Genomic DNA, 21,044 nt, shown 5'->3' on the forward strand with positions numbered 1-21,044 from the left:
CTGTCCACGAGGGTACTACCTGATTGGACAGCTTTTTATGACATTAAAGAATGCGAATGAACAAACAGAACTTGGAGGAGCATCATGCTGAAGTTATTTCCATTTTTAACACCTTACCGAATTCCGATATGGATTGCCCTTACTTTAATGTTTGTGGAATTGGTTGTTGAGCTCATTCATCCATTATTATTAGCTAGAATCATTGATGACGGAATTGTAGGAAATGATATGGCTTTTGTGATGAGATGGGGAGGTATAATGATTGCGATGTCTTTACTTGCCTTCATTTCCGGAATTATTAATTCCTTTTATGCTGGTCATGTAAGTCAAAGTACCGGTTATGATATAAGAGGAGACATGTATGAGAAGATTCAACGCTTTTCCTATGAAACGTTACAACGATTTCAAACATCGTCGTTAATAACGAGAATGACAAATGATGTCACGCTCATTCAAAATACGATATTTATGTGCTTACGTATTATGTTTCGGGCGCCATTAATTGTTTTTGGCGGAGTGATCATGGCTTTGTTTGTCAACGTTAGACTTGGCCTTATTCTAGTTGTAACGATCCCGATTATTATTTTGTTCTTAACATGGATGATGAAGAGGGGCTCTGGATTATTTAAAGATGTTCAAGCGCGTTTAGACGGTCTTAATCACGTCTTTCGCGAAAATTTACAGGCGATTCGAATGATTAAAGTATTTGTTACTCGTAAAGTTGAACAGAGCCGCTTCTCAAAGCGTAATGAGGAATTAAAAGAAAAAACGATTAACGTGATGCGCTTAATGGAGGTAGCGATGCCTCTATTACTGCTATTAATGAATACGGCGATTGTCGCTATTATTTGGTTCGGTGATATGGCAGTCGTAAGTCAAAATGCACAGGTTGGTGAGGTTGTCGCTATTCTTAATTATGCGATGCGTATAACAGGGGCGCTCTCCATGTTTTCGATGTTTGTGATTATTTTTTCACGGACAAAAGCTTCTGCTGAGCGTATCTCGCAAGTGTTGGAAGAAGAAACAGAAAAAGACGTTGAACGTTCACAGTCAGCTAAGGTGGAAAAAGGGGCCATTACGTTTCAGCATGTGTACTTTCGCTATCCTACTATGAAGGAGGATGTACTAACCGATATTTCATTGACGATTGAAGCAGGTCAAACGATTGCTTTTATGGGGGAAACAGGCTCAGGGAAGTCATCTCTCTTTCAATTAATCCCGCGATTGTTCGAGCCGCAAAAAGGAAGTGTTTATATTGATGGAAACAAAATCAATCAGTTTCATAGTGAGGAGCTTCGTCAAGCGATTGGTTATGTTCCACAGGAAGTCTTTTTATTTTCAGGAACGATTAAGGATAATCTCTTATGGGGAAAACGAAATGCGTCAGTCGAGGAAATGACTCAAGCGGTGAAAGAAGCTCAGATTGCTCATACGATTCAGTCCCTTCCATTGAAATATGACACGCTAATTGGTCAAAAAGGTGTGAATTTATCTGGTGGTCAAAAGCAGCGAATGTCGATTGCGCGCGCATTAGTTCGCAAACCAAAAATTCTATTATTGGATGATAGCACGAGTGCGTTAGATGTTCGAACAGAAGCCAAGCTGTTAAACGCAATTCGCTCGCATTCCTGTACAACACTTTTCATTACACAGAAGATCACATCAGCGATGGAAGCTGATCTGATTGTCTTAATGGAAGATGGTCAAATCATTGCTAAAGGTTCACATGAAGAGCTCTTCCAGCAATCGACGATGTATCAAGAGCTAGTTCAATCACAAGAACAAAAAGAGGTGCTTATTCATGAGTAATCCATTTAGTAGGCCCTTTCAATATGAGCGTATATCCATTAAACGTAGTAAAAATATTAAAAATACAAAAAAAATCGATAATTGGTTCGATACAACGAAACGGATATGGAGCTATTTAGGTGAACATAAACCGATGTTGATGCTCGTTATTTTAATGATTATTTTAAGCTCAGCCTTAAGTTTATTAGGACCTTTTTTAATTGGAGTGACGATTGATGATTATTTAATGGCTGCTAACACTTCTGGACTTATATGGTTACTAGCCTTTTTGCTCATCGTTTATGTATCTCATGCGTTGACGATGTGGCTTCAACACTTTTGGATGGTTCGAATTGCACAACAAACGGTTTATACGATTAGAACGGAGCTTTTTAATCATATTCAAAGGCTACCTATCCCTTTTTTTGATAAACGACAGCACGGGGAGCTCATGAGTCGAATGACGAATGATATTGAAAATATAAGTAATACATTGAATAGCTCGGTGATTCAAATTATTTCAAGTGTGTTAACGTTTTTCGGTATTTTAGCTGTAATGCTTTGGTTGAGTCCGCTTATGACGCTTGTTACGGTTACTGTTGTACCTTTGATGGTTTTCGGAATGAAGTGGATTACGAAGCGAACCTCGATATTTTTTAAAGAGCAGCAAAAAAACCTAGGCGCTGCAAATGGTTTTATTGAGGAGACGATATCAGGACAACGAATCGTTAAAGCATTCTCTCAAGAAGACCATGTCATTCAACAGTTTAAAGAAAAAAACAAAGAGGTAAGAAAGACTAGTTTTTGGGCACAAACCTATTCTGGGTTTATTCCAAAGCTGATGAATGTATTGAACAATTTAAGCTTTGCCGTTATTGCTTTTATTGGTGGGATGTTGGCGTTACAGGAAAATAGTGCTGTCACGGTTGGTATTATTGTTATCTTTGCAGAATATTCTCGACAATTTACAAGACCATTAAATGATTTAGCTAATCAATTCAATACGTTATTGTCAGCTGTTGCTGGCGCTGAGCGTGTGTTTGAAGTGCTTGATGAGTCTGAGGAAGCAGATCAGAAACATGCGAAGCCGATTAAAGAAATAAGAGGGGATGTTGTCTTCAAGGATGTCCATTTCTCCTATGAAGAAGAGAGTAAAACAATTGCGAATGTTAGCTTTCGTGTCAAAGCAGGGGAAATGATTGCCCTTGTAGGTCCTACAGGAGCTGGGAAAACAACAATTATCAATCTGTTATCATGCTTCTATGAGCCAGAGTCTGGAGCCATTCTTATAGATGGTATTCCTTTATCAGAGTTAAAAAGAGAGAGTCTAAGACAGCATATGGGTTTCGTCTTGCAAGATTCGTTTCTGTTCCAAGCAACGATTCGTGAAAATATTCGTTACGGTCGTCAGAATGCAACCGATGAAGAGATAGAAGAAGCGGCGAAGAAGGCTAATGCGTATTCCTTTATTATGAAACTACCTGAGGGATTTGATACGATGCTTGATCAAGAAGGGAGTGGAATAAGTCAAGGTCAGAAACAGCTCTTATCGATTGCGAGAGCGATCCTTGTTAATCCATCCGTTCTTATCTTAGATGAGGCGACGAGTAACATTGATACGATTACAGAGATCAAAATTCAAGATGCGTTAAAAAGGCTCATGCAAGGGAGAACAAGCTTTGTTATCGCACATCGATTAAATACGATTCAGCAGGCAGATCGTATTTTAGTTCTTCAGGAAGGTAAAATAGTAGAACAAGGCTCACATGAGGAATTAATGGAAAACGGTGGATTATATTATGAAATGAATGAAAAGGGAGGGAATGAGTGAGGCAGGTTACACATCAAGTGAAGAGGCCGCTATGAGAAATAATCACTCATAGCGGTTTTTTTTTGAATAATATTTATGAAGGGAGTACTCGATTTCTAAAACGAGTAGTTAAGCCAATTGCAACGATGAGTAAGCCGATTAACAAATGATTATAAGTGTTGGTCGCAGTGTTTGGAAGTGGTGATCCTGACTGCGAGCTTATGATCGTCTCGATTTCTTCCTTTTCGATTTCTTCTTTCGTTGGTATTTCGTTATGAAGATCATCCTTGTCATCCGTTAATGTCCCATCATCTGCCGGAGGTTCTCCGCCGGGAGGGTCCTTTTTCTCATCGTCCTTTTCTTCGGTTGATGGCTCTTCCTTTTCTTCCTCAGCCGGCTCTTCCTCTTCGTTCTCGATTTCATCAATCGAATGATCTTGATGATAGACGAGCATAGCCGCTACAAAGACGAGTGGAGAGTTGTAGTTAATCGCATGCTCATTCGTTTCCCAATCAATCGTTGAATGGTTGTAGCGTTTTGCTGGGAAGTTTGAAAGCTTAGTTGAGCTCGAGTTAGGTCCTCCTGCCATGAATCCAGGTGGAAATTCAACTAACCAATCGCTATTAAAAATACTACTATGTGTTTCGTGAATATGATTTTCACCAAATCCAGTAACGAAGCTTAACTGAAGAGGGTTTATCCCTAGCACATAGTTCATATTAGCTGCTGATACGTGCAGGACATCTTCGTCATATTGATCGGTTAACTGACTCCCAACAGCTAGACTTAAAGGTGTCGTAAACGTATTCGTATTGGCTCCCCAGTAGTATTCGTTTGGAGAGTTACGCCATACCGATTCAGATGTGCTAATGTGAATCACTTCGTTTCTCCAGCTATTAAATTGCTCGGTGTACCATTGCTCGAAGCTACTATCGGTTTCGTGAGCAGCCATATAATGATGATGCCCGATCATCTCCATCCCATTAATCCCATGGGAAAATGAAGCATCTCCAAATGTATCAGGAAAATCTTGATAGTGATCCAAGATATACTGACTGTATTTCTGTTCACCTGTTGCGCGGTAAAGAGCAGCAGCTGCATAATAACGACTATTCTCATCATGATCTACGTTATATGGACCATCAGGCTGAGGAATATGAGTTGGGTTGTCCTCTAGGTATTCCCACGCTGCTTCAGCAGAAGCGAGTAAAGTCGCTGCATAATCTTCAAGATGATCAAATTCACTAAAGACGAGAGACGTATGAGCTAAAGCACCTGCCGTATTCGCTGTTTGTGCAGTTGGGATGCTAGCATTCATGACAGTACGGTCCTCATCACGAATGACATAACTATAAAATCCACCTGTTTCGTCATCTTGCATCTTCAATAGGAAGTCTGTTTCGAACTTTATTTCATCTAATAGGTCAGGCGTTCCGTTATTGCTTTCAGGAATGTTCAATTGTCCATCATAAAATGCCTCATCGTAGAGTTCATAAGCCCAAAGAAGATCGGATACGGCTGTAGCAGCAGCAGTGACATATTTCCCGTAATCGCCAGCATCATACCAACCACCCGCAACATCAATGGTAGTCGATGGGTCTGTTTGCAGTGGAGCCGCGAAGTCGCCGTCATGAATCATCTCTCTAGCGAAAATACCAGCATGCTCCTCTAACAAATCTACATTAGCACGTTGTAAAAAGTAAAAACGTTGAACGTCGGTTAATAATTGATTGTAGACTTCTGTGCCAATCGCAAAGACAGAGGAATCCTCTTCCCCATCAATGGATATATAAAAGCTACCTTCTTCTTCTACGTTAGAAAAGTCCGCTTTTAAGACTTTCTCTCCTGATGCAGGGTCATAAGCCTTTACTAGTTCAAGCTCACCTGAATAAACGACTTGATCGTTGGCACTATTCTTCACTTCGAACGGCGTGCCGATGGTCGCAGTAAGTTCATTGTAATAGCCGCTTACATACGCGTATTTCTCCCCATCTATTAAATAGCCCAATTGATTTACCTTAATTGGAGCAAAGCTTTCCTCAATATCATCTGAGACGATTTTGATATCACTTATATATGCGGTAAATTCATTTTCAGTTGTTTGATAGCTTCTTGAAAGCGTAAACAATTGAACTCGTGAGAAATCAAATAAACCATCATCGATAAATTCAGCTAATGGAATTTCAATGGTTTGCCAATCCGTTGTAATATCAAAATAATCATGACTGTCTAAGCTAATGTGAACGTTGGATTCAGCTCCGTGCTCTGGTTCGTATGGCTCTCCATTGTAGAAACGTTCTGTAACTGAATCCTTAAAGCCTAATTGAAAGCCTTCACCACCATCTTCACCTTTAACGGCAAATTGAAGCGAGCCATTAGCTAAATATGGCTCGATGTTTCCTGTTTGCCAGCCATTAAGTGTTAAATTCGCTTCCCAGAAATCGTCTGTTGGTGTTAATTGAATAGAAGGGGCTCCATTATACTCCTCTCCGAGTGGAATGAAATAGTCGTAGCCCCAACCACTATCTTCTCCAGGGAGAAGCCCGTAACCCCAGCCATCGCGATTTCCTTCAAATAAAATGTAATCCTGTAATGAATTCCAGTCCTCACTAGGTGGTTGAAAACTACTTTCTGCTAATGAAACGCTTTGAAACGATGTAGAAATGATTAGGAAAACAATAAAAAGACTTAGTAGTTTTTTCTTCAACATTCTTAACCTCCATATACGTGATTTAAATTAGGGGAAACATAAGATGAAACGCTTACAAAAAAGTAGTTATTCACCTCCGTTTGAAAAGTATGAATCTAGATGAAAGCGTTCTATTAAAATGGTATAGGAGGGAAGTGGTAGAAAAAACATCAAAAATTTCACATAAAGTAATAGATAATTTTGATGTTTTCATATACTTTTTTTATAGAATTAAAATTTATACAGCCTGTCGACAAAGTCTCGCAAAAGCGAGACAAGTCGACAGGTTTTTTGATTAGTATTCAGGTAGCGGCTCTGCGACCTCGCTACCGGGATGGGGGGCACGCTTTCCGCAGGCGGGCGTTGAACTAACGGGCTGAGCCGGTGGATTTCAACCTGCCCGTTCTTGAGGCCACTGAAAAAGTGAAAATCGCACTTTTTCAGTGGCCTTTAAGTAATATGCGTAGCCGTTGCCCGATTTTGAAAGCCTTGCAATGAGTGGAGCCATTACTCTTCCTTGAGTGACTAGAAAGGACTTATTCAGTACCCTCCCCATTCTTTCTGCAGGAGTCGGCCCTCCCATCGTAGGTGAATTCGCAATGTCGCCTTATTCGTCGCTACACGTTTTTCTTCAAAGAAGTACACTTATAGATATGATGGCTCCACACGATGCAATTAAGAAAAGACGCTATCGCGTTTTTCTTAGATTATGGGAAGAGAGCGGGAGGAGGAAAGTTTAATAAAGGGAAGAAATAAAAAAATGGAATGTAAGTAAGAAACCATTCCACGATGAATAAAAGAGCTAGTCATTTTCTGCTCGAACAGCGAATTGCTTGATTTGTGGAGGAGTAGCCATGTAATCCTTGGATTGTGCACCAAATTCAACGAAATGCTTTGTTTGAAAGTGGAACTCGATCGCTTCCTTTGATTTCCACTCTTCTACCATAATAAATTGATTGTCTGCTGAGCTCTGCTCATACAGCTCATATCGAATGTTTCCCTCTTCTGCTTGTGAATGTTTAATTAAAGGTTGAACATCTCGTAAAAAGTGTTCACGTTGCTCGCGTTTGACGGATATAAATGCATGAATAATATACAATGGAAGCCCTCCTATTAGTTGTTTTCTCTCTAACTTTCGCAAATGTCTGGAAATGTGTCAAACTTTTTCACTTAAGTATCGATATTTTTATGACTTGTCTCATATAGTGTACGGACAGATGAAAGAGGGAGAGAAACGATGAAGACATTTTTTAAGAGTGCGCTATTGTTAATCGTAGTTGCCCTCATAGTAGAGTGCATAGAATTTATTATAAATGTTGTCTTAGCACGCGAGTTAGGAGAAGAGGGTCTTGGTTTGTATATGGCTATTTTTCCAACTGTGATGTTTATTGTCGTGCTATCTAGCTTAGAATTACCGATATCGATTTCAAAGTTTGTTGCAGAAAAGGAAGAATTATTTCACCGAAGCATGCTCAAGCATGCATTACGCTTTGCAACGGTTTGTGCTGCCATCTGTATGCTTGTAGCGGTTATCATTCTTCCTTTATTACCGGTATTTGACCAATATCACCCGGTTGTTCCGTGGTTATTTATTAGCTTAATTCCAATTGTAACGTTCTCCTCTGTAGCAAGGGGATATTTTATGGGGGCACAACAAATGGGGAGAATTGCGCTTGCCAACTTTATTAGAAGGGCGGCTCAGCTTGCTTTACTAGTTTTTTTCTTTCTATGGTCCTCCTATCAGATTGAATTTGCTCTAGTCATTGCTTTTGTTACCCTCATTGCGAGTGAGGCGCTTGTCTTTCTCTACTTGTTTATTGCCTTTATGCGCCAGATGCACAAATTAAAGAAAAAGCCGCGTGCTGAAGTTGGCTGGAAGAAGGTACGCCATTCGCTATTGTCGGTGTCTGTTCCGACAACAGGGCTGCGCATTTTTCATTCAGCTACGTTTGCAATTAAGCCCTTTTTTATTAAAAGTGCGCTCGTCCGTTCGGGGATGGTTGAATCAGTGGCGATGGTGCAATACGGAAAGCTTGCTGGGGTGGCCTTTTCGATTGGCTTCTTTCCAGCCTTTATTGCTCATTCACTATTAATTGTCTTAATTCCGACTGTTTCGGAAGCTTTTCATAAGGCGGATTTAGCAAAATTAAGATCGTTGCTACAAAAAGTTATGATGATTACAGCGATTTATGGATTAGTAGCTGTTTGTGTTTTCTATTTTTATGCAGAAATGCTAACGAGCTTATTTTTCGATGATTCGCCAGCCGTCCGCTATTTACAGCTACTATTGCCTTACTTCTTGTTTCATTATTTTGTTATTCCGATGCAAGCGTACTTAATTGGACTCGGACTCGTGAAAGAGGCCTTTCTACATGCTTTATATACAACGATTGTTTCCTTTATTATGATGTATGTTCTTGGATCGATGGCAGCCTTTCAAATGGATGGCATTATTATCGGGATGAACGTATCAGCTGTTTTATTGACAATGATGCACTATATAACGATTTGTGAAAGGATAAGAGTGTCGTGGTGGTTGAGGGAGAAATAAAAGCAACAGTAAAAGGACATTGAAGAGGTTATTACAACTTCTTCAATGTCCTTTTCAATTAAAGCTTAAAACTCATAATTACAGGGTATGGAACAAATAATAAAAGGAACTTATTTTTCTTGACAACATTGTATATACAAGTTAAGATTAATGAAAGCGCGATCACTTGTATATACAACATGGCGATTGAAATAAAATATATTGAGAGGAGTAGTGGAAAATGAGTCAATATAAAGAAGCAGCCAAGGAAATTCTGGAAGCGATTGGCGGTAAAGAGAACATTGCATCGGCTACTCATTGTGTCACACGTTTAAGGCTTGCGTTGGAGGATGAAGGAAAGGTAGATAAGGACAAGCTGGAGGAAATTGATGTTGTCAGAGGTTCGTTCTCAACAAATGGTCAATTTCAGGTTGTGATTGGACAAGGGACTGTTGACAAAGTGTATGCGGAGTTAATGGAGCTTGCAGGAAAAAAAGCGGCGACAAAGGATGAAGTGAAAACAGCAGCAGAGAAAAATTTAAACCCGTTACAGCGAGCGATTAAAGTACTTGCTGATATTTTTATTCCGATATTACCTGCGATTGTAACTGCTGGTTTGTTAATGGGGATTAATAATATTCTCACTGCTGAAGGGATTTTCAGTGAACAGTCCGTTGTAGAAATGTTTCCGCAGTGGGCTGATCTGGCTGATATGATTCATCTTATTGCGAATACGGCCTTTGTCTTTTTGCCAGGTCTCATCGGCTGGTCGGCAATGAGGCGCTTTGGAGGAAGTGAATTATTAGGAATTGTCCTTGGATTAATGCTCGTTCATCCAGATCTTCTTAATGCGTGGGGATATGGTGATGCACTGCAGGACGGAGACATTCCTTATTGGAATATTTTTGGATTAGATATTGCTAAGATGGGATACCAAGGTCAAGTGTTGCCGATTTTAGTTGCCGCTTATGTGTTAGCGAAAATAGAGATTGCATTACGAAAGCGAATTCCAGATGGGTTTCAGCTACTTATTGTGGCACCTGTTGCCTTATTAGTGACTGGATTTATCGCCTTTATCGCGATTGGACCTGTAACGTTTTGGATTGGTAATATCATTACTGATGTTTTTGTTTGGATCTTTAGTAATGTTGCGGCTATCGGTGGTTTGTTATATGGAGCAATTTATGCACCACTCGTTATTACCGGCATGCACCACACATTCTTAGCAGTTGACTTGCAACTGATTGGGAGTACAGGGAGCACATTCTTATGGCCGATTTTAGCACTGTCTAATATAGCTCAAGGCTCGGCAGCACTTGCCATGTATTATGTATTAAAGGATGAGAAGGTAAAAGGATTATCGATGACATCTTCCATATCAGCTTATTTAGGTATTACGGAGCCAGCGATGTTTGGAGTAAATTTGCGCTATCGCTTCCCGTTCATATGTGCCATTATCGGTTCAGCGATTGGTGCTGTATGGATAACGGTCAATTCGGTAACAGCGAATTCGATTGGTGTAGGAGGATTGCCAGGGATCTTCTCGATTACAGCAGGCTATTGGCTCGTATTCCTAGTTGGAATGGTGATTGCTATTGTTGTGCCGTTCGTCTTAACTTTCTTATACGGGAAGACACGGATGAAAGATCAGTAATCGTCTCATGAAAAATAGGCGAATGAGCCTAATGGGGTGAGAAAAGCTTGTTATTGAAATTATTCAAAAAGGACGGCTTTTCCTTTTTGAATAAACTCGAAGCAATGAGTTTCTCGCTACAATCTTTTAAATCTTGTGGTGAATGCTTTTCTCGCCACAAGACGCGTAGCGAACGGAATAATTTCTATATTTTTGTGCTTTTTGAACAGTTTCTATTAGGCTTTTTTCAAAGAAGCAGATTCAAAAGAAAGGGGCTACCACAGTGAAGGAATGGTGGAGAAAAGCAGTTGTTTATCAAATATATCCAAAAAGCTTTAATGATACGACAGGAAATGGAGTAGGGGACATACAAGGAATTATTGAAAAACTAGATTATTTACATGAATTAGGAGTAGATGTCATTTGGCTTACTCCTATTTATGCATCACCGCAAAAAGATAACGGATATGATATTTCGGACTATTTTGCGATAGATGAAGAGTATGGAACGATGGAGGATTTTGAAAGGTTGATGTCAGAGGTTCATAAGCGTGAAATGAAGCTCATTATGGACCTTGTTGTTAATCATACATCAACGGAGCATGCGTGGTTCAAAGAAGCGATTGCATCTCCTCATAGTCGTTATCGCGATTACTACATTTGGAAAGATCCTGTCGATGGTGCTGAACCGACGAATTGGCAATCAAAATTCGGTGGGAGCGCCTGGGAATATAACAAACAATCTGGACAATATTACTTACACCTTTTCGATGTCACTCAAGCTGATTTAAACTGGGAAAATGAAGAGCTACGTCAAGCTATTTATGATATGATGCATTTCTGGTTTGACAAAGGTATTGATGGATTTCGGTTAGATGTGATCAATTTAATTTCTAAGGATCAGTCATTTCCGAATGATGACAAGGGTGATGGACGTCGCTTTTATACAGATGGTCCTCGTGTTCATGAATTTTTACAAGAAATGAATAGAAACGTTCTCGCAAAATACGATAGTATGACGGTCGGCGAAATGTCCTCGACATCCATTGAGCATTGTATTGACTATTCGAACCCTGAGCGCCGTGAATTAAGTATGACGTTTAATTTTCATCATTTAAAGGTTGATTATCCTAATGGTAAAAAGTGGGCGTTAGCAGACTTTGATTTTCAAGCGTTGAAAAAGATCTTGTCAACATGGCAAGTCGACATGCAAATAGGTGGTGGCTGGAATGCATTGTTTTGGTGTAACCACGACCAGCCACGTGTTGTATCAAGATATGGAAATGATCAACGCTATCATAAAAAATCAGCAAAGATGCTAGCAGCCACGATTCATATGATGCAAGGAACACCGTATATATACCAAGGCGAAGAGTTTGGCATGACGAATCCTTATTTTGAGACGATTGATCAATATAGAGATGTTGAGACGTTAAATTACTATCGACAAATGAAGGAAGAAGAGAAATCAGAAGAGGATGTCATGGCGATTATTCAAGAAAAATCACGTGACAACTCTAGAACACCCGTACAATGGAACGATCAGCCTCATGGAGGTTTTACAAAAGGGACACCGTGGATTGATGTCGCAAAAAATTATAAAGAAATTAATGCGGAGAATGCTATGAGAGAGAAAGAATCGATTTTCTCTTTTTATCAACAGTTAATTCGTTTGCGGCATGAATTAGATATTGTTACGGAAGGTGTCTATCGCCAGCTTTTAAACGACCATCCGCAATTATTTGTATATGAGCGCGTGAAGGGAGAAGAGAAATTACTTGTTATGAATAATTTTTATGATCAAGAAGTTTCATTTGAACTTCCTGAAGAATGGCATCATGATCTAGATGCCGAGCTCTTACTAACAAATGGTATAGAGCGTAAGCTTAAAAAAAAGCTAACACTTTCTCCATATGATTCCCTCATTTTCCATAAGAAGTGATACACTAGAATGGGTGATGAATGGTGAAAAATAAATTTCAAATGATTTATGAACAAATTGCAAAGGAAATACAAAATGGAACGATTAAGACGGGGGAGTATCTCCCGTCTGAGCATGAATTAAGACAGCAATACCATACATCACGAGAGACGGTACGTAAGGCTTTGAAGCTCTTATCGGAGCAAGGCTATATTCAAAAAATGCAAGGAAAAGGATCAATCGTATTAGATGTGTCTAAGTTCAACTTCCCGATTTCTGGACTTGTTAGCTATAAAGAAGTTTCGGAAAAGCTTGGACACCGTTCGAAAACGATGGTCATATCATTACGAGAAATAGAGCTAGATGCATCGTTAAAAGCTGAGTTTTATTTAGATGAGAGTGCTAATGGAACCGTATGGGAACTCGTTCGCGTTCGTGATATAGACGAAGAATCGATTATTTTAGATAAGGATTATTTACTAACGTCGATAGTTCCAGATTTGACTGAGGAAATTACTGAAGATTCTTTATATGAATATATTGAGTCAGAATTAGGCTTAGCGATTAGTTTCGCGAAAAAGGAAATTACCGTTGAAATACCAACTGAGGAAGATCGGACGTTACTCGATTTAGATGACTATTCGCTCGTTGTAGTTGTTAAAAGTCATGTCTATTTAGAAGATACGACTCTATTTCAATTGACGGAGTCACGGCATCGGCCTGATAAATTTCGCTTTGTTGACTTTGCACGTAGAAGGCAATGGTAAGCAGAATATTCGTTTTTTGGATCACCTTCTTTTATAATAAATGTTAATAGAATGGAGGGGTGCTTGTATGAGTATTCATCAATTTACTGTAAACAAATCAAACGGAGAAGAGCAATCATTAGAGGTCTACAAGGGAAGAGCTTTACTCATTGTCAACACGGCGACGAAGTGTGGGCTAGCTCCACAGTTTGAAGGTCTTGAAGAGCTATATCAGCGCTACCATGAGCAAGGCTTTGATGTGTTAGGCTTTCCAACGAATCAATTCATGAATCAGGAGCCTGTTGCTGATATAGATATGACTGAAACGTGTAAATTGAATTTCGGTGTGACCTTTCCACTGTTTGCTAAAATTCAAGTAAATGGATCAGAGGCTCATCCACTTTACTCATATTTAAAGCAAGAAAAAAAAGGACTTCTTAGCTCAGATATTAAATGGAATTTCACAAAGTTTCTTGTTGATCAAAAAGGGCATGTTGTTGAGCGCTATGGACCACAAGTGAAGCCAGAAAAAATAGAAGATGATATTAAGAAGGTATTAAAGGTATAATAGAGTCACTACGAATGAAGGGTTGTCTTAAAAGGTCCAAACAGACCGATTGGGACAACCCTTTGATAGGTTAGGTTAAGTACACCGAAAATGATTAGTTTGAACCTTTCAGTGCGTTGGAGCTAGACCATAGGAGATGATGATGTGAGTATTTTGCAGGTAGACCGTTTGACGAAGTCATATGGAGATAAGGTTTTGTTTCAAGATATTTCATTTACAATAGAAGAGCAGCAACGAATTGGGCTCATTGGGGTGAATGGTACAGGTAAATCCTCGCTCATGAAAATAATAGCTGGAGTTGAAGGAGCTGATTCAGGTGAGCTCGTTCACGCGAAGGATTTTCAAATTGAATATTTGTCACAGCACTCTGAATTAGCAGAGGATCTTACGGTATTAGAAGAGATCTATGCTGGTGATTCAAACATCATGGTCACGATGCGTGCTTATGAGGAAAGCTTAATGAAATTTGAGAGAGAGCCAGCAAACGAAGCATACCAAAAAACGTATATAAAGTGGCAACAGAAGATGGATGAGATGGAAGCGTGGGAAGCGAACACCGTGGCTAAGACGATTTTGACCAAGTTAGGTGTGCACGATTTCCATTTAACAATTGGTCAATTGTCAGGTGGACAGAAGAAACGTGTGGCGATTGCGAAGGCGCTCATTCAACCAGCTGATTTGCTATTGCTTGATGAGCCGACTAATCACCTTGATCATGCTTCGATTGAATGGTTAGAAGGGTATTTGGCGAATTATAAAGGGGCGATTGTATTAATTACTCACGATCGTTACTTTTTGAATCGTGTGACCAATTATATGTTTGAGTTAGATCAAGGTTCTTTATTTGTCTATGAAGGAAACTATGAGCGCTTTCTTGAGAAGAAAGCGGAGCGGCACATGCAAGCAGAAAACAAGGAGCAGAAACGCCAAAATTTATTAAAACGTGAGCTGGCATGGTTAAAGCGCGGCGCTAAGGCTCGAACAACAAAGCAAAAGGCACGTATTAAGCGCGTAGATCAAATAAAAGAAGATGCGTATGAGTCTGTTCAGCGTGAGTTTGATTTTGTAATTGGTTCAAGAAGGTTAGGAAAGCAAGTCATTGAACTAAAAGCAGTCTCTAAACAATTTGCCAATCAGCAGATTGTTGATTCATTGAATGAGCTTATTATTCCCGGCGAACGAATTGGGATTGTTGGAGCAAACGGAACGGGTAAGACGACGCTATTAAACATGTTAGCTGGCAGGAGCAAACCTGATTCGGGAGAAGTATTGATCGGGGAGACTGTTCACATCGGTTATTATACTCAAGAGGATAACGAGATTAACGGAGATCTTAGAGTCATTGACTATATAAAAGAAATTGCAGAGGTTGTTTATACAGCGGATGGCACACAAATTACAGCCGAGCAAATGCTTGAGAGGTTTTTATTCCCGCGCTCAGGTCAATATACGTATATTAGGCGCTTATCGGGTGGAGAGAGACGTCGCCTATATTTATTGAGGGTATTAATGGAGGAGCCGAATGTACTGTTTCTGGATGAGCCGACAAATGATCTTGATACAGAGACACTTTCGGTATTAGAGGATTATTTAGAGCAATTTCCAGGTGTCGTCATAACCGTTTCCCATGATCGCTACTTTCTAGACCGAGTCGTTGATCGTCTGCTTGTGTTCGAAGGTAATGGAAAAGTGTCGAGATTTCAAGGTCATTACTCCGATTATTTAGAAGTTCAGAAGGACGTGGAGGAGCAAAGGAAGCGAGTAAGTACTCCAGAGCCAAAAAAGGAAGAGAAGCCGAAACCTAGAAAGAAGCTATCGTATAAGGATCAGCTTGAATGGGATCAAATTGAGGAACGAATTACGAAGCTAGAGCAACAGGTTGAGGAGATTGAGGAAGCCATTGAGGGTGCTGGTAGTGATTTCGGGAAAATTCAGCCACTATTAAATGAAAAAGAACAGGTAGAAGCGGAATTAGAAGCGGCAATCGAGCGATGGACGGAGCTGTCATTGTTGCTCGAAGAGCTGCAACAATAAAAGCTTGTATGATAAAGTAGTAGTGACTGTTTATGAATGGTCACTGCTTTTTTTGAATGTTTTTAAAATATAATGATTGATTTTGAATGTTTTTGATTGTATACTATTACATATAAGAGGTGATGATCATGTTAGTGATCGAGCGTCAAAAGAAGATTATTGCGATGGTACAAGAAGAGGAAACAGTGAAAATTCAAGAGATTATGGATGTAACAGGAGCTTCAGAGTCTACTGTCCGTCGTGATTTAATGGAGCTTGAACGAGCAGGTAAATTAAAGCGATTACATGGAGGTGCTACATTACCTCAAAATAAGCTAGTTGAGCCAACAATGGAAGAGAAAACAGCCAAAAACAGTCATGAAAAAAGACAAATTGCGAAAAAAGCGGCATCATTTGTAGCAGAGGGTGATTGCATCTACTTAGATGCAGGTACGAGTACGCTCGAAATGATTCCTTTCTTAAAGGGAAAAGACGTCGTTGTTGTGACAAATGGCTTAATGAATATAGCAGCACTGCTTGAGGTTGGCATTAAGACGCATGTCATCGGCGGTTATGTGAAATCTGGTACGAGTGCATTCATAGGCAGAAGTGCGATAAAAAATTTGGAAATGTTCCAATTTGATAAAGCATTTATCGGTGTGAATGGTGTTAGCTTAAAAGGTGAGTGTACGACACCAGATCCTGAGGAAGCGTTTATTAAGGAATACGCCATAGAGCGAGCACAGCAAGGGGTTATTCTAGCTGATCATTCAAAGTTCGGTGAAGTTTCCTTCTCGACATTCGCTCATATTCAAAACGTGATGATTGTAACGAGCGAGCAAATCGATGACACTTACTATCATGAATTAAAAGCTCAAACAGCATTAGAGGTGGTGACATTATGATTAGGACCGTTACGTTAAATCCAGCGATTGACCATTTTGTTCGATTAGAACAATTTGAGCTTGGTCATGTTAATCGTGCAAAAGCTGATCTTAAAGTGGCTGGAGGAAAAGGCATTAATATTTCAAAAGCATTAAAAAACTTAGGACACACAAGTGTGGCGCACGGATTGATCGGTGGATTTACAGGTCGCTTCGTGCAAGAGCAGCTTGAGCGTGATGGAATTGTCACAGAGTTCACAGCGATCAACGCAGATACGAGAATTAATATGAAAATTCAAAGTAATATGGAAACAGAAATTAATGGTGTTTCTCCCCAAATAACGGAGAACGAATTGAATGATTTAGAAAAAAAGCTTGGCCTATTACAAGATGGAGATTCACTCGTGTTAGCGGGTAGTGTTCCTGAAACGATGCCATCATCAATCTATGAGCGGTTGTTAACGAGAATAGATGGTAAAGATGTACAAGTCTTTGTGGATACGAGTGGAGCAGCGTTGCATTCTGTCATTGAAAAAAAGCCAACGTTTATTAAACCAAATCATTATGAATTAGCTGAGTTATTTTCAACGACGATTTCAACAAAAGAAGAGGCAATCCCCTATGTGAAAGAGCTTTTAAGTAAAGGCATTCAGTTTGTGCTTGTGTCATTTGCTGGGGATGGGGCGCTTTTAGGGACGGATGATGCGATTTATATGGCGAACGTTCCGACTGGGGAGGTCGTTAATTCCGTTGGTGCAGGTGATTCAGTCGTGGCAGGTTTTCTGACTGCTTTAAGTGAAGGACAGCAAATTGAAAAGGTCTTTGCATTTGCCGTTGCTTCAGGGAGTGCGACAGCATTCTCGCAAGGCTTTTGCCAAAGAGAAGCTGTTGAGACATTAACAAAAGAAGTGTTTATTACAAAATGGGGGGATGAGTAAAATGAGAATTTCAGAGCTGTTGAAAAAAGATACGATTGTGTTAAACATGAAAGCAACGGATAAGTCCTCAGCGATTGATGAGCTAGTTAGAAAGCTTGACTCTGCTGGACGGTTAAATGATCCTTCACAGTACAAGAAAGATATTTGGGAGAGAGAAGAACAAAGTACGACGGGAATTGGTGATGGAATCGCGATTCCACATGCGAAAAGTGCCGGTGTCCAAACACCAGCTATTGCATTTGGGCGTTCGTCAGATGGTTTAAACTATGAATCGTTAGACGGACAGCCAACTCACTTATTCTTCATGATTGCAGCATCGGAAAATGCGACTCAATCACATTTAGATACACTATCACGCTTGTCGACATATTTAATGGATGAAGAGTTTCGCAACAAACTTCTAGCAGCAAGCTCTGAGGACGAAATTGTAAGGGCTATTGATGAAAAGGAAGAGGAGCAATTGAAATCAGAAAAGAATCCGTCTTCAAGTTCTCATTTTCAACTATTAGCGGTAACAGGCTGTCCAACAGGCATTGCGCATACGTATATGGCTGCTGATGCTTTGAAGGCAGAAGCGCAAAAGCAGGGAGTGACGATTAAGGTTGAAACGAACGGATCAGGCGGAGTGAAAAATCGTCTAACAGCTGATGAGATTGCAGCGGCTGACGCCATTATTGTTGCGGCTGATACGAAAGTAGATATGGCTCGATTCAGTGGTAAACCAGTTATTCAAACAGGAGTGACAGATGGTATCCGTAAGCCTAACGAGTTAATCTTGAAAGCGTTGTCAGATTCAGTGCCGGTGTATGAAAGTGCAGAACGAGGCAGTCAAGCAAATGAAGGGTCGGGTGAGCGCCGCGGCTTCTATAAGCACTTAATGAATGGTGTATCAAATATGCTGCCATTTGTTGTCGGAGGCGGTATTCTAATCGCGATCTCGTTTATATTTGGAATTGAGGCGAGTGATCCGAATCACCCGAGCTACAATGCCTTTGCTGATATGCTAATGACGATTGGTGGTGGCAATGCATTCGGTCTGATGATTCCTGTTCTTGCGGCCTTTATTGCGATGAGTATTGCTGACCGCCCAGGTTTTGCTGCAGGTATGGTTGGTGGATTAATTGCTTCAACAGGTGAAGCTGGCTTCTTAGGTGGTTTAATTGCCGGTTTCTTAGCAGGGTATGTCGCTTTATTTATGAAGCGTTTGTTAGAAGGGTTACCGCAATTTTTAGAAGGAATTAAAACCGTGTTACTATTTCCGGTTCTCAATATCTTTTTGACAGGTATGGCGATGCTATTGTTAGTTAGTCCATTAGCAGCCTTTAATAGTGGGTTAGAATCGTGGTTATCAGGAATGGGTACGTCGAACATGATCATTCTCGGGATTATTTTAGGTGGCATGATGGCAATTGATATGGGAGGACCAATTAATAAAGCTGCGTTCACATTTGGAATTGCGATGATTGATGCTGGAAACTTCGGTCCGCACGCAGCTGTTATGGCGGGTGGAATGGTTCCGCCACTCGGTATTGCCTTAGCGACGACTTTCTTTAAAAATAAATTTACGAAGCAAGAGCGTGAAGGTGGTAAGACCAATTACGTATTAGGATTATCGTTTATTACGGAAGGTGCGATTCCGTTTGCCGCTGCTGACCCGGGAAGAGTGATTCCTTCGATTATCGTCGGTTCAGCTGTAGCTGGTGGATTAACAGCCTTATTCGGAATCGGTTTACCGGCGCCGCACGGTGGAGCATTTGTCATTCCACTCGTTTATGGAAGTGCGCTTGCTTACTTGTTTGCGATTTTAGTCGGAGCAATCGTTACAGCTCTTATACTAGGAGTATGGAAGAAGAAAACGGTTTAAGATAAATACGGAAGCACCCAACGCTGTATGAAGCGGCTTGGGTGCTATTGGGGTTATAGAAAATTATTCGCAAATAGTCAATTTGTGTTATAGTTAAAGAATTAATTAGGGGATTTAATTCCAATTTTTAAAAGTTAGGATGTTACTGGGTAAACTAAGTATACTTTATTGTACCCTCTAATCGGTAAGGAGGAGAAAAATGAAAATAGGGTTAGAATTAATGCGATTTATTTTATTGCTTTTTGTTGGCGGCACAGTTTTAAGCATTGTTACATTCTTTGTTTATTCACTTATTGGTATTGACGCTGAAAAATACTTATGGACTTCGTTTATATTTACTCTTATTTTCATATATATTCTATATAAAAAAAGAGGATGGGGTAAGGGATATATAGATAGTAGAGCGGTTTGGGTTTCGATCAGTGTAATCATTCTATTCATACTAGTTATTCCAGATAGGTCTCCAGAGCATCTCCATACAGTTAAATACATGTATTCGTACGGCTTTCCGTTTCAATTTTTAACGTTATATGGTGAAAATAATGGTTCAAGTTTCTTTATTTCAAACCTATTTTCTGGAGGGGTTTCGAGTTGGGTTATGAACACTCAAATTTTCGGTAATTTCTTCGTAGTTTATTTTGCTTTTCAATTTTTATTAAAGGTTCGAGAGAGGAAAGTACAGAATTTGGACTTAGAAAGGGGTTAACAGTGAGGGTGCTGAAAAAGTAAAAGCAACTTTTTCAGTCCCTCGTTTTTCTTTCAGTCTTTTAATGAATAGTATTATGATAAAATAAACATACACATATTAGTATAAGGTAGGCGAACGGAGATGAAGGTTGCGATTTATCAGATGGATATTATTGCGGGTGAGATTGAACAAAATCGTCAAAAAGTAGCGAACTGGGCAGAAGAGGTTTGTAAAGAAGATTCAGTGGATCTGCTTGTTTTACCAGAAATGTGGACCACTGCGTATACACTTCCACAACTTCAGCAATTAATTGATGAAAACAACGATGAAATGGAGTTCTTTCTAGCTGGATTAGCGCAAAAATATGAAGTGAATGTTATAGCAGGATCAATCGTTGTAAAAGAAAAAGGTCACTTTTACAACCGAGCTCTCGTCTATAATCGACAAGGGGAGTTAGTATACCAATATGATAAGATTCATTTAGTGCCGATGTTAAAGGAAGACGATTATTTAACCGGTGGGCATAACAAGGCAGAAGTATTTGAATTAGAGGGACGAAAAATAGGATTGATCATTTGTTATGATCTGCGATTCCCGGAGCTCATAAGGTCTTTGGCCTTGGAGGGGGCGGAAATGCTAGTTGTTGTTGCAGAATGGCCTTTAGCTAGAGAGCAGCATTGGAATACGCTACTAAAAGCAAGAGCGATTGAAAATCAATTGTATGTCGTTAGTTCAAATCGTGTCGGTGCATATGATGGGGTGGAATTTGCTGGACAATCTCAAGTAATTAACCCGTGGGGAGAAGTCATCATTAGCGGTTCAGTTGAATGGGAAGAGACGTTGTTAGCCTCATTAAACGTGGAAGATGTTCAGCGCATTCGACAGGATGTTCCAGTGTTTACAAGTCGAGTCCCTTCCTTATATAAATAATAGACTAAGAAAAAGCAAGGGAGTTTACGCCCTTGCTTTTTC

General features: G+C 39.9%; 15 protein-coding genes. 13 read left to right on the forward strand and 2 right to left on the reverse strand.

Annotated elements, in window-relative coordinates:
- The first annotated feature begins 84 nt into the window (after window positions 1-84).
- Together ACERJO_RS06370 and ACERJO_RS06375 are read left to right on the forward strand one after the other, a co-directional pair.
- Window positions 85-1,809, forward strand: a complete 1,725-nt coding sequence (locus ACERJO_RS06370; protein ID WP_247105924.1) for an ABC transporter ATP-binding protein — start codon at window positions 85-87, stop codon at window positions 1,807-1,809.
- Window positions 1,802-3,619, forward strand: a complete 1,818-nt coding sequence (locus ACERJO_RS06375) for an ABC transporter ATP-binding protein (protein WP_373646950.1) — start codon at window positions 1,802-1,804, stop codon at window positions 3,617-3,619. The genes ACERJO_RS06370 and ACERJO_RS06375 overlap by 8 nt, the downstream gene beginning before the upstream one ends.
- Window positions 3,620-3,692: 73 nt before the next feature.
- Here ACERJO_RS06375 and ACERJO_RS06380 read toward each other — a convergent pair whose 3' ends face one another.
- The gene (locus ACERJO_RS06380) at window positions 3,693-6,308 is read right to left on the reverse strand and encodes a glycoside hydrolase family 9 protein (RefSeq protein ID WP_373646951.1); all 2,616 of its coding nucleotides are present in this window, start codon (window positions 6,306-6,308) and stop codon (window positions 3,693-3,695) included.
- A gap of 781 nt (window positions 6,309-7,089) precedes the next feature.
- Window positions 7,090-7,386, reverse strand: a complete 297-nt coding sequence (locus ACERJO_RS06385) for a putative quinol monooxygenase (protein WP_247105927.1) — start codon at window positions 7,384-7,386, stop codon at window positions 7,090-7,092.
- Between the two features lie 138 nt (window positions 7,387-7,524).
- Between ACERJO_RS06385 and ACERJO_RS06390 the strand changes: the two genes are divergently transcribed.
- The 11 genes from ACERJO_RS06390 (at window position 7,525) to ACERJO_RS06440 (ending at window position 21,002) form a co-directional block, all read left to right on the forward strand.
- A complete protein-coding gene (locus ACERJO_RS06390; protein WP_247105928.1) occupies window positions 7,525-8,838 on the forward strand; it encodes a polysaccharide biosynthesis protein in 1,314 nt (437 codons plus the stop codon).
- 220 nt (window positions 8,839-9,058) lie between these two features.
- A complete protein-coding gene (treP, locus tag ACERJO_RS06395; RefSeq protein WP_247105929.1) occupies window positions 9,059-10,471 on the forward strand; it encodes a PTS system trehalose-specific EIIBC component in 1,413 nt (470 codons plus the stop codon).
- 262 nt (window positions 10,472-10,733) lie between these two features.
- Window positions 10,734-12,392, forward strand: coding sequence for an alpha,alpha-phosphotrehalase (gene treC, locus ACERJO_RS06400; protein WP_373646952.1), 1,659 nt, complete (start codon window positions 10,734-10,736; stop codon window positions 12,390-12,392).
- Between the two features lie 20 nt (window positions 12,393-12,412).
- Window positions 12,413-13,138, forward strand: coding sequence for a trehalose operon repressor (treR, locus tag ACERJO_RS06405; RefSeq protein WP_373646953.1), 726 nt, complete (start codon window positions 12,413-12,415; stop codon window positions 13,136-13,138).
- A 67-nt stretch (window positions 13,139-13,205) separates the two neighbouring features.
- The gene (locus ACERJO_RS06410) at window positions 13,206-13,685 is read left to right on the forward strand and encodes a glutathione peroxidase (protein WP_373646954.1); all 480 of its coding nucleotides are present in this window, start codon (window positions 13,206-13,208) and stop codon (window positions 13,683-13,685) included.
- 144 nt (window positions 13,686-13,829) lie between these two features.
- A complete protein-coding gene (locus ACERJO_RS06415; protein ID WP_373646955.1) occupies window positions 13,830-15,719 on the forward strand; it encodes an ABC-F family ATP-binding cassette domain-containing protein in 1,890 nt (629 codons plus the stop codon).
- Window positions 15,720-15,847: 128 nt separating this feature from the next.
- Window positions 15,848-16,603 (forward strand): DeoR/GlpR family DNA-binding transcription regulator, encoded by a 756-nt coding sequence (locus ACERJO_RS06420; protein ID WP_373646956.1) that lies wholly within the window; start codon window positions 15,848-15,850, stop codon window positions 16,601-16,603.
- A complete protein-coding gene (gene pfkB, locus ACERJO_RS06425; protein WP_373646957.1) occupies window positions 16,600-17,520 on the forward strand; it encodes a 1-phosphofructokinase in 921 nt (306 codons plus the stop codon). Before ACERJO_RS06420 ends, pfkB begins: the two co-directional genes overlap by 4 nt.
- A gap of 1 nt (window position 17,521) precedes the next feature.
- Window positions 17,522-19,384 carry a PTS fructose transporter subunit IIABC gene (locus ACERJO_RS06430; protein ID WP_373646958.1) on the forward strand — a complete coding sequence of 621 codons (1,863 nt, stop codon included), beginning with the start codon at window positions 17,522-17,524 and terminating at the stop codon, window positions 19,382-19,384.
- Between the two features lie 199 nt (window positions 19,385-19,583).
- The gene (locus ACERJO_RS06435; protein WP_373646959.1) at window positions 19,584-20,090 is read left to right on the forward strand and encodes a hypothetical protein; all 507 of its coding nucleotides are present in this window, start codon (window positions 19,584-19,586) and stop codon (window positions 20,088-20,090) included.
- A 123-nt stretch (window positions 20,091-20,213) separates the two neighbouring features.
- Window positions 20,214-21,002 carry a carbon-nitrogen family hydrolase gene (locus ACERJO_RS06440; RefSeq protein ID WP_373646960.1) on the forward strand — a complete coding sequence of 263 codons (789 nt, stop codon included), beginning with the start codon at window positions 20,214-20,216 and terminating at the stop codon, window positions 21,000-21,002.
- The last annotated feature ends 42 nt before the right edge of the window (window positions 21,003-21,044 follow it).

The organism is Halalkalibacter sp. AB-rgal2, assembly GCF_041821005.1.
Taxonomy (GTDB): Bacteria; Bacillota; Bacilli; order Bacillales; family Bacillaceae_D; genus Halalkalibacter.